General features: G+C 61.7%; 13 protein-coding genes. 7 read left to right on the forward strand and 6 right to left on the reverse strand.

Features of this window, described 5'->3' with window-relative positions:
• Positions 1–50: 50 nt before the first annotated feature.
• The 3 genes from GG26_RS08355 to GG26_RS08365 all read left to right on the forward strand — a co-directional run bounded on the left by GG26_RS08355 (position 51) and on the right by GG26_RS08365 (position 4,129).
• Positions 51–545, forward strand: a complete 495-nt coding sequence (locus GG26_RS08355) for a GNAT family N-acetyltransferase (protein ID WP_011429452.1) — start codon at positions 51–53, stop codon at positions 543–545.
• A gap of 121 nt (positions 546–666) precedes the next feature.
• The gene (locus GG26_RS08360) at positions 667–1,983 is read left to right on the forward strand and encodes a competence/damage-inducible protein A (RefSeq protein ID WP_011429451.1); all 1,317 of its coding nucleotides are present in this window, start codon (positions 667–669) and stop codon (positions 1,981–1,983) included.
• Positions 1,984–2,020: 37 nt separating this feature from the next.
• Positions 2,021–4,129, forward strand: a complete 2,109-nt coding sequence (locus tag GG26_RS08365; RefSeq protein WP_011429450.1) for a zinc metalloprotease HtpX — start codon at positions 2,021–2,023, stop codon at positions 4,127–4,129.
• A gap of 10 nt (positions 4,130–4,139) precedes the next feature.
• Here the strand turns inward: GG26_RS08365 and typA are convergent, their stop codons facing one another.
• From typA to glpX, 4 genes are all read right to left on the reverse strand, one after another.
• Entirely contained in the window at positions 4,140–5,957 is a 1,818-nt protein-coding gene (typA, locus tag GG26_RS08370; protein ID WP_011429449.1) for a translational GTPase TypA, read from the reverse strand.
• Between the two features lie 183 nt (positions 5,958–6,140).
• A complete protein-coding gene (gene psb30 / locus GG26_RS08375; RefSeq protein ID WP_011429448.1) occupies positions 6,141–6,248 on the reverse strand; it encodes a photosystem II reaction center protein Ycf12/Psb30 in 108 nt (35 codons plus the stop codon).
• Positions 6,249–6,360: 112 nt separating this feature from the next.
• Positions 6,361–7,656 carry a glutamyl-tRNA reductase gene (locus GG26_RS08380; protein WP_011429447.1) on the reverse strand — a complete coding sequence of 432 codons (1,296 nt, stop codon included), beginning with the start codon at positions 7,654–7,656 and terminating at the stop codon, positions 6,361–6,363.
• 318 nt (positions 7,657–7,974) lie between these two features.
• A complete protein-coding gene (gene glpX / locus GG26_RS08385; RefSeq protein ID WP_011429446.1) occupies positions 7,975–9,018 on the reverse strand; it encodes a class II fructose-bisphosphatase in 1,044 nt (347 codons plus the stop codon).
• Between the two features lie 256 nt (positions 9,019–9,274).
• On the opposite strand from glpX, the gene GG26_RS08390 reads away from it, so the two are divergent.
• Entirely contained in the window at positions 9,275–9,532 is a 258-nt protein-coding gene (locus tag GG26_RS08390; RefSeq protein ID WP_011429444.1) for a DUF1830 domain-containing protein, read from the forward strand.
• A gap of 1 nt (position 9,533) precedes the next feature.
• Here GG26_RS08390 and GG26_RS08395 read toward each other — a convergent pair whose 3' ends face one another.
• Entirely contained in the window at positions 9,534–9,722 is a 189-nt protein-coding gene (locus tag GG26_RS08395; protein WP_414389932.1) for a hypothetical protein, read from the reverse strand.
• A 218-nt stretch (positions 9,723–9,940) separates the two neighbouring features.
• Here GG26_RS08395 and GG26_RS08400 point away from each other — a divergent pair, with 218 nt between their 5' ends.
• Positions 9,941–10,549: a peroxiredoxin gene (locus tag GG26_RS08400; protein WP_011429441.1), complete on the forward strand. Its 609-nt coding sequence runs from the start codon at positions 9,941–9,943 to the stop codon at positions 10,547–10,549.
• A gap of 368 nt (positions 10,550–10,917) precedes the next feature.
• Here the strand turns inward: GG26_RS08400 and GG26_RS08405 are convergent, their stop codons facing one another.
• Positions 10,918–11,352: a photosystem I reaction center subunit II PsaD gene (locus tag GG26_RS08405; protein WP_369781438.1), complete on the reverse strand. Its 435-nt coding sequence runs from the start codon at positions 11,350–11,352 to the stop codon at positions 10,918–10,920.
• Positions 11,353–11,573: 221 nt separating this feature from the next.
• Here GG26_RS08405 and GG26_RS08410 point away from each other — a divergent pair, with 221 nt between their 5' ends.
• Together GG26_RS08410 and GG26_RS08415 are read left to right on the forward strand one after the other, a co-directional pair.
• Positions 11,574–12,458, forward strand: coding sequence for an arginase family protein (locus tag GG26_RS08410; RefSeq protein WP_011429439.1), 885 nt, complete (start codon positions 11,574–11,576; stop codon positions 12,456–12,458).
• 9 nt (positions 12,459–12,467) lie between these two features.
• Entirely contained in the window at positions 12,468–12,995 is a 528-nt protein-coding gene (locus GG26_RS08415; RefSeq protein ID WP_011429438.1) for a class I SAM-dependent methyltransferase, read from the forward strand.
• The last annotated feature ends 68 nt before the right edge of the window (positions 12,996–13,063 follow it).

A 13,063-nucleotide genomic window follows, 5' to 3' on the forward strand; every position in this document is an offset into this window, starting at 1 on the left:
TCCCCCATCCCGCCAAGCTGCGCTGTGGCGGGAGTACCCCAGAGGTTCTGATGGAAATCCGCCCTGCCACCCCTGAGGATGCGCCCGTTCTGTTTGATCTCATTTGTGCTTTGGCCGAGTACGAGAAGCTGAGCCACTTGGTAACGGGATCCGCTGAGCTGCTGCGACAGCATCTGTTTGGCCCCGAGGCCTTCGTTTCGGCGTTGCTGGCGGAGGTAGAAGGGCAGGCGGTGGGCTTTGCTCTTTACTTTCGCAATTTCTCCACCTTCCTCACCCGGCCGGGAATCTACCTGGAAGACCTGTTCGTGTTGCCGGAGTTCCGGGGCAGGGGCATCGGCAGGGCGCTCTTGGCGCGGGTGGCCCAGGAGGCGGTGGCCAAAGGATACGGGCGGCTGGAGTGGATGGTTTTGGATTGGAACCAGCCGGCATTGGAGTTCTACCGGCGCCTGGGCGCCAAGCCACATCCCGAGTGGATCCTGCACCGCGTGGTGGGTGCTGATTTGGAAGCTTTGGCTCGGCTGGCCGAGGATCCCTGGCGAGCTTGAGCAAGTCTTCTGGGATCGCAATTCGGAATGGCCGACGACCAGCCAAAAATCTGAGGGCGTGAAGGGGGGCCGAGACCTCTATGCTTGTATACTTGCGGCTGAGCTGAGCTCAAGGCCAAGCATGAGCCCACCGCAAACCGCTATTCCCCAGGGGGCTGAGATCCTCTGCATTGGCACAGAGTTGCTCTTGGGAGAGATCACCAACACCAACGCCCAATATCTGGCAGCCGAGCTGGCCAAGCTGGGGATCCCCCATTATTACCAAACGGTGGTGGGGGACAACGAAGCCCGCATCCACCACGCCCTGGAGGTGGCCTGCAACCGCTCCCGTTTGATTTTGATCACCGGCGGCCTGGGGCCGACCCCTGATGATCTGACCCACGCGGCGCTGGCCTCTTTCTTCGGGGTGGAGATGGTGGAGCACCCGCAGGTTTGGGAGGAGATCCGGCAGAAGTACGGCCAGCGAGGTATGGAGCCCTCCCCCAGCAACCGCAAGCAGGCCTTTTTGCCTCAGGGGGCAACCGTCCTGCCCAACCCGGTCGGCAGCGCCTGTGGCCTCATCTGGCAGCCGCGGCCCGACCTGCACATCCTCACCTTTCCCGGGGTGCCGCGGGAGATGCAGCAGATGTGGCAGGAGACGGCTGTGCCCTATTTGCGCTCCCTGGGCTGGGGCCAGGAGGTGTTCTACAGCCGCGTGTTGCGCTACTGGGGCATTCCCGAATCGACCTTGGCCGAACGGGTGGGATCCCTGCTGGCGGGGGAAAATCCCACCGTGGCACCCTACGCCAGCCAGGGGGAGGTGCGCCTGCGGGTTACCGGACGCGCCCCCACGCGCGAGGCGGCGGAAGCGTTGATTGCCCCGGTGGTGGAGCAGATTTTACAGGTTTCTGGGGAAGACTACTTCGGCAGCGACGAGGCCACCTTGGCCAGCGTGGTGGGGGAGCTGCTGCTGCAGCGGGGGCAAACGCTGGCGGTGGCGGAATCCTGCACCGGCGGGCTCCTGGGGCAATTGGTGACCGGGATCCCGGGCAGCTCCCGCTATTTTGTCGGCGGGATTGTTGCCTACGACAACCGCATCAAGGAGCAGCTTTTGCGGGTGGATCCAGAGACGCTGCGGCAGCACGGGGCCGTGAGCGAGCCGGTGGCGGCCCAGATGGCCCTGGGGGCCAAGCAAGTCCTCGGCTCCGACTGGGCCCTGAGCATTACCGGCATTGCCGGCCCAGAGGGGGGAACATCCACCAAGCCGGTTGGCCTGGTCTATCTGGGCTTGGCCGACCCGGAGGGGAAAGTGGAAGTCCACGAGTACCGCTTCGGCAGCTTGCGGGGCCGAGAGGGGGTGCGCTGGTGGAGCGCCCAGACGGCGCTGGATTGCCTGCGGCGGCGCTTGCTCCACTACCCCCTTTCGGGGGGATCCACCTCAGCAAGGCCAAATCCTTGAGTAAGCTGGGGGAGCAGGCAGATCTCGGAGCAGGCTGATGACCCCCGATGCCCTTCAGGCCGGCAGGGAGGCGCTGCAGCAGGGCCGTTTCCAAGAAGCCATCCAACTGCTGGAGGCCTACTTGGCGCAGTCTCGCCAGCGGGGCGAAGCAGGCGCATCCGACAGCCAAGCCCTGGAGGCCCAGATGAACCTGGTGCGGGCCTACCATCAGTTGGGCGAGACGGAGAAGGCGCGGGCGCTTTGTCTGGAACTGCTGCAGCACCCGGATCCGCAGGCGCGAGGCTGGGCCCAAAAAATCCTGCCCCGCCTGCCCCAAACGGTGGAAAAACCCGCTGCTTCCCCACCCTCCCCAGAGCCAGCTCCTGAGGCTCAGCCGCTCTCCAGCCGCCAACGGGCCGGTCAATTGGGCCTGAAGATCCCCCTGCCGGAGCGGGCCGGCCCTCTGCGCTGGGCCAAGTGGGGATCCCTGGGGGTGGGCATTCTGTTCCTCTGGTGGCTGAGTTTTGTGCTGGTGGGCGCTCACCTGGATTTCGGACGGCTGAGTTTTCCGCGGCAGCTTTGGTTTTTGCAGGGGTTGCTGCCCTGGCTGCGCAATGGCCTGCGCTGGTTGGTAGCCGGCAGCCTGGCGGTCAACTTTGGCGTCGGCCTTTTGTTTTTTGCCCCCTGGCTGATGGATCACCTGCACCGGCGGCTGCACAAGCTGCGCTGGGCCACCTTGGGGGAAATCGAGCGCCACAGTCCCGAGACTGCCCGTCTGCTGCAGCGCCTCTGCGCCCAAAAACAGCTAAAACTGCCTCGGCTGGGGGTGATCCCGGAAGGGGGGCCGCTGGCTTTTGTCTATGGCACGCTTCCCGACGGCGGCCGCATCGTGGTCACCCAGGCCCTGTTGCAGCAGCTTGCCCCGGATGAGATTGCCGCCGTCTATGCCCAAGCCCTGGGGCGCATCCTCAACGGCGACATCTTGATCCTGACCCTACTGGGATCCCCCGTTCAACTGGTTTACTTGGCCCTGGAGCAGGTGAGCCAACTGGCAAACAAGCGGCGGGATCTGATCGGGCATGTGGCTCCGCTGCTCTACCTGATCTACACGGTGCTCTCCTATCCCCTGTTTTTCCTCTGTCGCCTCGGCACCTACCACGCCGACCATTTTGCAGTGGAAGCGACGGGCAATCCCAACGGTCTGATGGCCGCTCTGCTCAAAGCGGCTGCCGGCCTGCAGGAGGCCCACAAAAACGACCGCCGCCCCTCTTCGCTGCTGCACTGCACCCGCCTCTTCAGCTTCTTGGACTTCAAAACCACCGCCGCCGCCAGTGCCGCCAGCCGCCTGCGGGATCCCGCCCAAGCCGGCCAAGTCTTTCTCTGGGATCAGCTCAACCCCTGGGCCCGCTGGATGCAGGTCAACTCCAGCCATCCGTTGCTGGGGCACCGCTTCCAGGTCTTGGCGGGGTATGCCCAACGGCTGCGCCTGCTGCCAGAGTTGAGCCTGGGATCCGGACCCAAGTTGGATGGGGCCCGTCTGCAAAGCCGCTTCTGGCTGGATCTGGCTATCTATGCTGCCGAAGTGAGCGGGATGGTAATTGGCTGGCTCCTGGGGCTGATCCTCTATCTGGCGCTGCCAGATCGCCTCGATCCCAAGGTGATTGCGGCAACAGCGGTGGTGGGCTATGGCCTGGGCCTGGGATCCAAGGCGGTCTTGATGTACCGCGGATCCCTGTCGCCCCAGCCGACCGATGTGCTGCACTTGCTGGCCGATCCCGAGGCGGATCCCTGCCGCAGCCAGCCGGTGGAGTTGGAGGGGGAATTGGTGGGGCTGGGACAGGCTGGCTACCAACTGGGGGCAGAGCTGAAGCTGCAAGATGCCACTGGGCTGATGCCGCTGCGCTTCACCTCTTCCCTGGGGCCGGTGGGCAATGTCTTTTCCGGCCTGAAGCGGCTCCGCGCCCTCATGGGTCAGCGCGTCAAGGTGGTGGGCTGGTTCCGCCGCGGCAACACCGCCTGGGTGGATCTGGCCTACGTCCAGGCGGGATCCCAGCAGCTCCACAGCCGTCCCCGCCTGTGGCTGGCGTTGTTCGGCCTGGGAGTCGTCTTGTTCGGCGTCTGGGGGGCCTTCTCTTTTCCCAACCTGCGCTTCTACCTGCGACGGTAGGAGCCGACCGCTAGCGGCGAGAGGCCGTCAACTGCGCCTTGCGCAGCCGCACCGACTTCGGTGTAACCTCCACCAGCTCGTCCTCGCCGATGTACTCCAGCGCCCGCTCCAGGTTCATCTCCACCGGCGCCTGCAAATGCACCAGCTCCTCCCCGCCGGCAGCGCGGTGGTTGGTCAGTTGCTTGGTTTTACAGACGTTCAACTCCAAGTCCTGCGGCCGGTTGTGCTCGCCCACGATCATGCCCTTGTAAACGCGGGTACCTGGCGTAATAAAGAACACCCCTCGGTCTTCCGCATTTTTCAGGGCATAGGTGGTGGCCACCCCCTCTTCAAAGGCGATCAGCACGCCGTTGCGGCGGGTCTCGATCCCCGGCGTCAGGGGACGGTACTCCAAAAAGCTGTGGCTCATGATCCCCTCGCCGCGGGTAATGCGGATGAACTCGCTGCGGAAGCCGATCAGCCCTCGGGCCGGGATGACAAACTCCAACTGGGCCCGTCCGTCCGCGCCTACCATCATGTTCTGCATCTCTCCCCGCCGCTGCCCCAGCCGTTCAATGCAGGCGCCCACCGTGGATTCCGGCACATCCAGCACCAAGCACTCGTAGGGCTCGTAGGGCTGGCCATTTACCTCGCGGAAGATCACCTTCGGCTGCCCCACCTGAAACTCGTAGCCCTCCCGCCGCATGGTCTCCAGCAAAATGCCCAGGTGCAGCTCGCCCCGCCCGGAGACCAAAAAGCAATCGGGGGAGTCGGTTTCTTCCACCCGCAGCGCCACGTTGGTTTCTAGCTCCCGCAGCAGGCGCTCCCGCAATTGCCGCGAAGTAACAAAGGTGCCCTCCTGGCCGGCAAAGGGAGAGTCGTTGACGCAGATCATCACCTGCAACGTCGGCTCGTCCACCTTAATGAGCGGCAGGGCCTGCGGGTTTTCGGGAGAGGTGAGGGTGTAGCCGATGTTGGCCTCGGCAAACCCCGCCACGGCGACGATATGGCCGGCAGTAGCCTCGGTCAGCTCAACACGCTGCAAGCCCTGGAAGCCAAACAGCTTGGTTACCTTGCCCTTGGCAATCGACCCATCTTCTTTGACCACCGCCAACTGATCCCCAAGGCGGATGGTGCCGTTGTGGATCTTGCCGATCACGATCCGGCCCAAGTACTCCGAGTACTCCAGCGTGGTGACCTGTAGTTGCAGCGGCTTGGCCGGATCCCCAATCGGCGGTGGGACATGCTTGAGGATGGCTTCAAAGAGGGGCTTCATGTCCAAGGGGCCGCTGTACCTCCCTTCCAAAAAGGCTTTCAGGTCGGCTTCTTCCAGGGCAAAGCCCTGCAGCCCCGAGGCAAAGAGGTAAGGGAAATCGCACTGGTCTTCGTCTGCCCCCAGCTCCAAAAACAGATCCAGAACCTTGTCGACAACTTTGTAGGGCTCGGCGCGAGGGCGGTCGATTTTGTTGACCACTACGAGCGGGCGCAGGCCTTTTTCCAACGCCTTGCGCAGCACAAAGCGGGTTTGCGGCATCGGGCCTTCGTTGGCGTCCACAACCAACAGACAGCCCTCCACCATGCCCAGCACCCGCTCCACCTCCCCGCCGAAGTCGGCGTGGCCGGGGGTATCGACAATGTTGATCAGGGTTTCGCCGTAGCGGACGGCTGTATTTTTGGCCAGGATGGTGATGCCCCGCTCCCGCTCCAGCGTGTTGCAGTCCAGCACGCAGGCGGGAATGTCCTCTCCCTCGCGGAAGGTGCCCGCCTGGCGCAACAGGGCGTCCACAAGTGTGGTTTTGCCGTGGTCGACGTGGGCGATGATGGCGACGTTGCGGATGGGGAGTGACATAAATAATCAACCCATAAAGTATTGCCCTACAGGCGAGTTTGCCCTAGGGCTGTCTCTATAACTGTAGCGCAAAGAAGCGTTACATTAAGAGATAACAAAGAAACAAGCCGAACTCCCTGGTCGATGCCGACAGGGGCTGCTCAGGGGGTTCTGTCAACTGCGCCGGCAACCAGCCTGGCTCGCCTACATATCGGCGCCGCGCAGGTAAAGCAGCAGAATGACCGCTGGCCCTGCCAGGACGATCAAGGCCAACAGCAGCAACTGCACAAACACTTCGTACTGTCCGAACATGCCCCCAACTCCCAGCGCTTACGTTTTGTATCCTAAGGGCAGCTCTCCCCCTGAGATGAGAGAGCTGTTACAATTCTTCAACACCTGACCCCACTTCACCCCCTGGGGATCCCTAGCGCTCCTGCTGCGCCTGAAACGGCATTGGATCGAGGTTAAACAGCTCCTGCAGAATTTGCATAGCCCTGCGCCGCGCCTCGATGTCCCGCTGGGCCCGCAGTTGCACCATGGGATCATGCAGGATCTTGTTGACAATGCCGCGGGTGAGCGCCTCGATGACCTCCAGGTGCTTTTCAGCGAAGTCTTTGCCCAGGCGGGAGAGGGCTTTTTCCATCTCCTGCTCGCGGATGGACTCCACCTTGTGGCGCAGGCTGGAAATGGTGGGCACCGTCTCCAAGGAGCGCCACCACTCCATAAACTGTTCTACTTCTTCTTCCACCAAGGCTTCGGCGGCCAGGGCCAGCTTTTGCCGTTGGGCGCGGTTTTCTTCCACGATACGGGAGAGGTGATCCACGTTGAACACCTGTACCCCTCTTAGCTTTTCCACGCCGGGATCGATGTTGCGGGGCACCGAGATGTCCACCAACAGCAGCGGCTGATCCGGCTGCAGCACCCCCGCCAGTTGCTCGTAGGTGAGGATGGGCTGGGTGGCGCCGGTGCTGGTGAAGACCAGGTTGGACTCCGCTATGCTACTCAGCAGCGACTCCCAAGGCAATACTTGAATTGGCTGCTCAAATTGCTTGGCCAGCGCTTCTGCCCGCTCCAAGGAGCGGTTGACCACGGTGATATCCACCGCCCCTTTGGCCAAGAGGTGCTGCACCAACAGGCGAGCCATTTTCCCCGCCCCCACCACGGTCACCTTGCCCTGAGAAAGGGATCCCTGCTCCTGCAAGGCCAACTCCACCGCTGCCGAGCTGATGGACATGGCGCCAGTGCCGATCCCCGTCTCGGTGCGGATGCGCTTGCCGGCGGTGATGGCCGCCTTGAAGAGGCGGTTGAGGATGCGATCCATGCCGTTGCAGGCCTGGCCCAGTTGCTGCGCTTTTTTCACTTGCGACAGGATCTGCCCTTCCCCTAATACCAAGCTGTCCAGCCCGGCGGCCACCCGCATCAGGTGCGTCACCGCATCCTGGTAGAGCAGCGTAAACAGGTGCGGGCGCAGTTGGGGCAGCGGGATCCCTTTCGCCTCGGCCAAGAACTGCATCGTCTGTCGGACACCACTTTCCATTTCTGGAGTGACGATGTAGACCTCCAGCCGGTTACAGGTGCTGAGGATCGCCGCTTCCTCAATGTGGGGGTGGGCACGGAGCTGCTGGATCCGCTCCCCCACCTCGGCCTCGGGAATGCTGAGGCGCTCCCGGATCTCCACAGGAGCTGTGCGATGGCTAAGACCGACAACCGCGATAAACATGCCTCTCCGTCGTCTGTACAGCAACAGTTATTAAAAACAGAAACTATGAACAAAAGCAAACTCACCTAGCTAGGACAAGGAAGGCAAGACCGATGTCAAGGGATTGCCTTGTCTCGGCTGCAGCAAGCTTAGGTAACTTTTCTCAGCCTACCTAAACCCTAAGAACAGTATCGAGCCGGTTTTGCAGGATTTTGCTGAAGAGTTATTACGTTTTTTCGGGCGACTGACTGATAGATTTCTTAACTTCCCAAAGGACAAGAGCGACCTTCGTCAGAGGAAAGCCGCCCTTGCCGAGGGAGATGTCGGGCCGGGGATCCGTCAGCGCAGTTGCAGGCTGCGGGGCTGTTGGCCGTCTTTCATATGGATGGTATCCACAAAGCGCACCGTGCGCGACTGGCTGGAGATCACCAAGGTCTCGGTGCGTGCCCCGCCGCCGAAGAAACGCACCCCGCGCATCAGGTCGCCATCAGTAATCCCGGTGGCCGCAAAGAGGACTTCCTTGCCGCTGGCTAGCTCTTCGCATTCCCACACCTTGTCGGGATCCTCGATGCCCTGTTCTTTCAGTTGCCGTCGTGTCTCTTCCACCGGCGGCAGGTAGGTGCCCGCCTGCACCACCTCGGGGTCGTAGATCAGCCGACCTTGGAAGTGGGCGCCGAGGCAGCGCAGCGCCGCCGCCGAGATCACCCCCTCTGGGGCTGCCCCGATCCCCATCAGGGCGTGGATGCCGGTGCCGTTGAAGCCTGCCGAGAGGGCCGCCGAGATGTCGCCGTCGGTAATCAGCTTTACCCGCGCCCCCGCCTCCCGGATTTGGCGAATGAGATCGACGTGGCGCTTGCGGTCCATGACCACCACCGTCAGATCGGAGACCTCCCGATCCAGGCTTTCGGCGATAATCTGAAGATTCTTTTCCGGCGGATAGTCGAGATGTACCTTGCCCTTGGCCTGGGGCGGAGCCGCCAGCTTCTGCATGTAGATGTCCGGCGCGTGCAGAAGGCCGCCTTTTTCGGAGATGGCCAGCACCGCCATGGAGCCGTTTTGGCCCTTGGCCACCAGGTTGGTGCCTTCGCAGGGATCCACGGCAATATCGATTTCCACCAGCTCTTCCACGCGGCAGAACTGCTCGGCGTCCGGGCGCGTACAGATGCCCACCTCTTCCCCGATGTAGAGCATGGGGGCCTCATCGCGGGTTCCCTCCCCAATGACGATGCGGCCGCGCATGGGGATCTGGTTCAGTTTCTCCCGCATGGCCTCGACGGCCACCTGATCGGCGGTCTTGTTGTCGCCTTTGCCCATCCAACGGGCGGCGGCGATGGCAGCCTGCTCCACCACTTCGATGATCTCTAGCCCCAACTTGTTGTCCACGGCGTGCCCCCTTGGTATGTCGGAACGATGAAGGCCAATTAAGGATATCTTCAGACTCTTCCCCTCAGTTTACCAGGCGGGCTTCTTCTCGGGATCCCCTTGCCTCAGCTTTCATAAGCTGAGAAAACAAATCGGCCAAAGTCAAGCAGAAAGAGCGATCCCCGTCTTGCCCGTTGGCTATTGTCGGCTGGGGATCAAGAGTGATAGCCTGGCTTAAAGCCAATAAGTTTTTCTTAAGGCGATTAAAAAAAACGCAATGAAAAGATACGTTTTCGTCAACCGTTCTCAGCAGGTTCAGGTCATCCGAACAATTCCCGGCCACTGGGAGCGCACCCTCTTCCCCGGCCAGTATGCCATTTTCGAGGCAGAGCCGGACGACTACCTGGAGGTTTATAGCTGCTGCTGTTCTACCACCATTTTGGAAGAGCGCCACCCCTGCCGCCGTTTGTTGGACTCCTCACTGCCTGAGGCTGACCCCCACCTGGACAGGCTGGCAGATGCAGTGAACGGATGAATCAGCTTGGGGATCCCGGCTCCTGAGGCCGAGCCTCGGTTTCCTCGCAGGGCAGCTCGGCAGAGGGGGGATCGGGAGGACGGGTGAGGCAACTGCCTCGCGCGGCGTCGCGAAAGGTATCGATGCGCTCCACGCAATTGTGATAGCCACAGTAGGGGCAATAGAGGCGATCCCCTGGCTGGGGCTCCACCACCGCCGGCAGCGGTCACAACAGAAGTGGTAGAGAAACTCCAGCGCCACCCTCATGGCAACCGACTCCCTGACCTGGCAGAGCCGAAAAACGGAAAGAAATGGGGATCCCCTGGATAGCGGCGCTCCAGCTTAGCCAGCCAGTAAGACAAAGTCATTATGAGTATGGTATGTTAGGTTTAGTTTACATTTGTACTTTACCGTAAGGAGCGTCGACTGATGTCTCAGGAAGGATGTCTGCGGGTGGGGCAGCCCGCTCCCGATTTTTCGGCCACTGCCGTTTACGACATGGAATTTAAGACGGTGAGGCTCTCCGACTACCGGGGCAAGAAGTACGTGGTGCTGTTCTTCTACCCCTTGGACTTCACCTTCGTCTGCCCGACGGAGATCACGGCTTTCAGCGATCGCTACGACGAGTTTGCCAAGCTGGACACGGAGATCCTCGGCGTCTCGGTGGATAGCGAGTACTCTCACCTGGCCTGGATTCAGACCGACCGCAAAGCCGGAGGGGTGGGCGAGCTGAGGTATCCGCTGGTCTCCGACCTGAAAAAGGAGATCAGCGCCGCCTACAATGTCCTGGATCCGGCGGCAGGGGTGGCTTTGCGCGGCCTGTTCATCATCGACAAGGAAGGGATCATCCAGCACGCCACCATCAACAACCTGGCCTTTGGCCGCAGCGTGGATGAAACCCTGCGCACCCTGCAGGCCATCCAGTACGTGCAAGCTCACCCCGATGAAGTTTGCCCGGCCAACTGGCAGCCCGGCCAGAGAACCCTGAACCCCGACCCGGTGAAATCCAAGGAGTTCTTCGCGGCGGTTGCCAAGTAGGCTTGTCCAGGCCCTGTCAGGGATCCCGGTTTTGACACTCCCCCGCCTGAAGGCGGGGGATTCTCACGTAGTCCATAAACGGACTCGTAAAGGCGCTGTCAAGACACCTCTAGACAGTTCCGTGTAGGTATGCTTTGCTGGAGCTTTTTTTTTAGCAAAAGGCAGCCCGACAAAGGATCCGACTCTTCTCAACATGACCTTCCGCCTCCCCTCTCCCTCGGGGAGAGGGGCCGGGGGTGAGGGCTAACAGCGCCGAACCCTTTCAAACCGGTTGCCAGTGGAGACGAACAAATGTGGAGACGAACAAATAAAGATCCCCTGGGCTGGCCAGGGGATCCGACAAGACAGAAAGACAAAGGTCGCCGGAATTAGTCCCAGGGTTTCCCGTTGGTGAATTTGTAGGTAACCGGCTCTTTGTTCTTGCCGATGTTGTGATCCACCTTGCCGACGGGCTGGCGCCCCTCGTTGACCTTCTCGGGAAAGACACCATCCTTGGGATGCACCAGTTCCGGCTGTCCACCCGCCGGGATGCGGAAGATCTGGTAGTCCTTGATCTTGAACTCGGAGATCAACTGAGCGCCGAGCGCCAGGCACTGCTCTTTGCGGGCGAAGGTGAGGTAGTTTTTGCCCTCCACCATCTCGGCGGCGCCGCCGGTGGGCATTTCAAACACTTGCCCCGGCTTGCCTGTCCAGGTGATCACATATTTTTCTTCGGTTTCGGCTGCGCTCAACAGCCCTCCGGTGGATCCCCCGAATAGGGGCAACTTTGCCCCCTGACGGGGATCGCCTTCCATCACAGCCATAGCCTACCTTCTCGTCGTCGTTTGCGTTGTTGGGCCGCGCTTGGGGTTGAGGCGCGGAGCACTTTGAATGTACCATCGGCCCGATTTTTGACCCCAGATCTGCCGGCGAACTGTAATTTTTCGTAGCAGATCCAGCTCTGGCGCGGGCGGACCCGGCTTACTCTCTGAGCCACCATAGAAGCAGGCGGCAGAGCCCCACGTTTGCAACAGGAACGACGCCCATGGCCCAGTGGTCCCTCCATCCCAGTTCCCAGTCCAACGCCAGGGTTGTCCTCATTCCCACTGCCTTTGGCCCAGATACGCAGGCGCCGCTGGCCATCCTCAACGCCGGTGCTGAGCTGTGTGCTTTTGAGCCGCGGTTGGGGATCAATGTGGATGAGATAGCAGTGGCGCAGTTGCCGGGGCTGGTGGATGAGCCGCCCTATGGCATGTGTGAGGCGGCGGTTATTCAGGCTTGGCGACGACAACAGTGGCCGGTGCTGTTGCCTTCGGTCTTGGCGGCCAGTTGGGGAGCCATTCGTGCCCTTTGGAAGCACTACCTCGCCCTGAGTGTGGTGCATTGCAGCGCCCATGCCAACCTGATGCCGCCCGAGGAGATGACCCAGCCGGAGCAAGATATGGGCTATGGCAACGCTGCCTGGGTGGAGTTGCTCTACCAGCATAGGCTGCCGGTGGTGCATGTGGGGCTGCGCAGCGGCAGTGCCCGCGCCTACGCCTGGCTGAAAAACCACGCCAGCCCGATCTTTTGGGCCCAGGATGGCTGGGATCCGCAGCAGGTGGTGGAGGCTTTGCCGGAGCAGCCGGTGTTTTTGGTGGTGGACTGCAGTGTGCTGGATCCCTCTTTGGCGCCGGCGGTGCACCACCCGGAGCCGGGGGGGCTGAGTTGGTTTCAACTGTTAACAACCTGTGAGGCCATCTTCGCCGCCCGCCCTGTGATCGGCCTTTCCTTGGGAGGAGTGGCGGTGGGAGCGGCGACGCGGCCAACCGCCCGCGTGGTGGCCCGTCTGCTCAATTGGCTGCTGGCCTGCTACGGCCTCTACTCCCTGAAGCTGGCCCCCAACCCCGCTACGCTCGAACGGCCCGAAAATAGATCGCGAACCTCTTGAGCCCGGCTTATGAAGGCTTTCTACCGGCAGGTGCTTTTTCCGAGGTTGCTGGATTGGGCTCTGGCCAGCGAGCGTCTGGAGAGCTATCGGCGGCAGCTTCTGGCCCAGGTGCGGGGAGCGGTCTTGGAGATCGGCTTTGGCACCGGCCTCAACCTGGCCTGCTACCCAGAGCACATTCAAAAAATTACAGTGGCAGATCCCAACCCCGGCATGGGATCCCTGGCCCGCCGCCGCATCGCGGCTTCCTCCATCGCCGTCGATTGGCTGGTGGCGGACGCCCAAGAGCTGCCTTTTTCGAACCAGAGTTTTGACAGCGTGGTCAGCACCTGGACCCTGTGTAGCATCCCCGATTTGGCCAAGGCTTTGGGGGAAATCCGGCGGGTGCTGCGGGTGGGGGGCAAGCTGTTTTTTCTCGAGCACGGCCTCAGCCCGGATCCCCAGGTGCAAAGCTGGCAAAGGCGTCTCAACCCTATCCAGAGGGCGATCGGAGATGGCTGCAACCTAGACCGAGATATGGCTGGCCCTGGCAACCGTTAGCCTGCCCTCAACTAGCTCTTTGATTGGCGTTCTCCCCCCTTTCATCCCCCGTATACGGGGGGAAAGGG

It is taken from the genome of Synechococcus sp. 'PEA 65AY6A-5F PE A' (genome assembly GCF_047462575.1).
Taxonomy (GTDB): Bacteria; Cyanobacteriota; Cyanobacteriia; order Thermostichales; family Thermostichaceae; genus Thermostichus.

What these genes read in the sequence shown, in the direction of transcription:
- GG26_RS08355 (WP_011429452.1), top strand. Translation starts at nt 51, where the DNA reads ATGGAAATCCGCCCTGCCACCCCTGAGGATGCGCCCGTTCTGTTTGAT.
- GG26_RS08405 (WP_369781438.1), bottom strand. Translation starts at nt 11,352, where the DNA reads ATGGCTGTGATGGAAGGCGATCCCCGTCAGGGGGCAAAGTTGCCCCTA.
- GG26_RS08380 (WP_011429447.1), bottom strand. Translation starts at nt 7,656, where the DNA reads ATGTTTATCGCGGTTGTCGGTCTTAGCCATCGCACAGCTCCTGTGGAG.
- GG26_RS08390 (WP_011429444.1), top strand. Translation starts at nt 9,275, where the DNA reads ATGAAAAGATACGTTTTCGTCAACCGTTCTCAGCAGGTTCAGGTCATC.
- GG26_RS08415 (WP_011429438.1), top strand. Translation starts at nt 12,468, where the DNA reads ATGAAGGCTTTCTACCGGCAGGTGCTTTTTCCGAGGTTGCTGGATTGG.
- GG26_RS08365 (WP_011429450.1), top strand. Translation starts at nt 2,021, where the DNA reads ATGACCCCCGATGCCCTTCAGGCCGGCAGGGAGGCGCTGCAGCAGGGC.
- GG26_RS08400 (WP_011429441.1), top strand. Translation starts at nt 9,941, where the DNA reads ATGTCTCAGGAAGGATGTCTGCGGGTGGGGCAGCCCGCTCCCGATTTT.
- GG26_RS08360 (WP_011429451.1), top strand. Translation starts at nt 667, where the DNA reads ATGAGCCCACCGCAAACCGCTATTCCCCAGGGGGCTGAGATCCTCTGC.
- GG26_RS08410 (WP_011429439.1), top strand. Translation starts at nt 11,574, where the DNA reads ATGGCCCAGTGGTCCCTCCATCCCAGTTCCCAGTCCAACGCCAGGGTT.
- typA (WP_011429449.1), bottom strand. Translation starts at nt 5,957, where the DNA reads ATGTCACTCCCCATCCGCAACGTCGCCATCATCGCCCACGTCGACCAC.
- psb30 (WP_011429448.1), bottom strand. Translation starts at nt 6,248, where the DNA reads ATGTTCGGACAGTACGAAGTGTTTGTGCAGTTGCTGCTGTTGGCCTTG.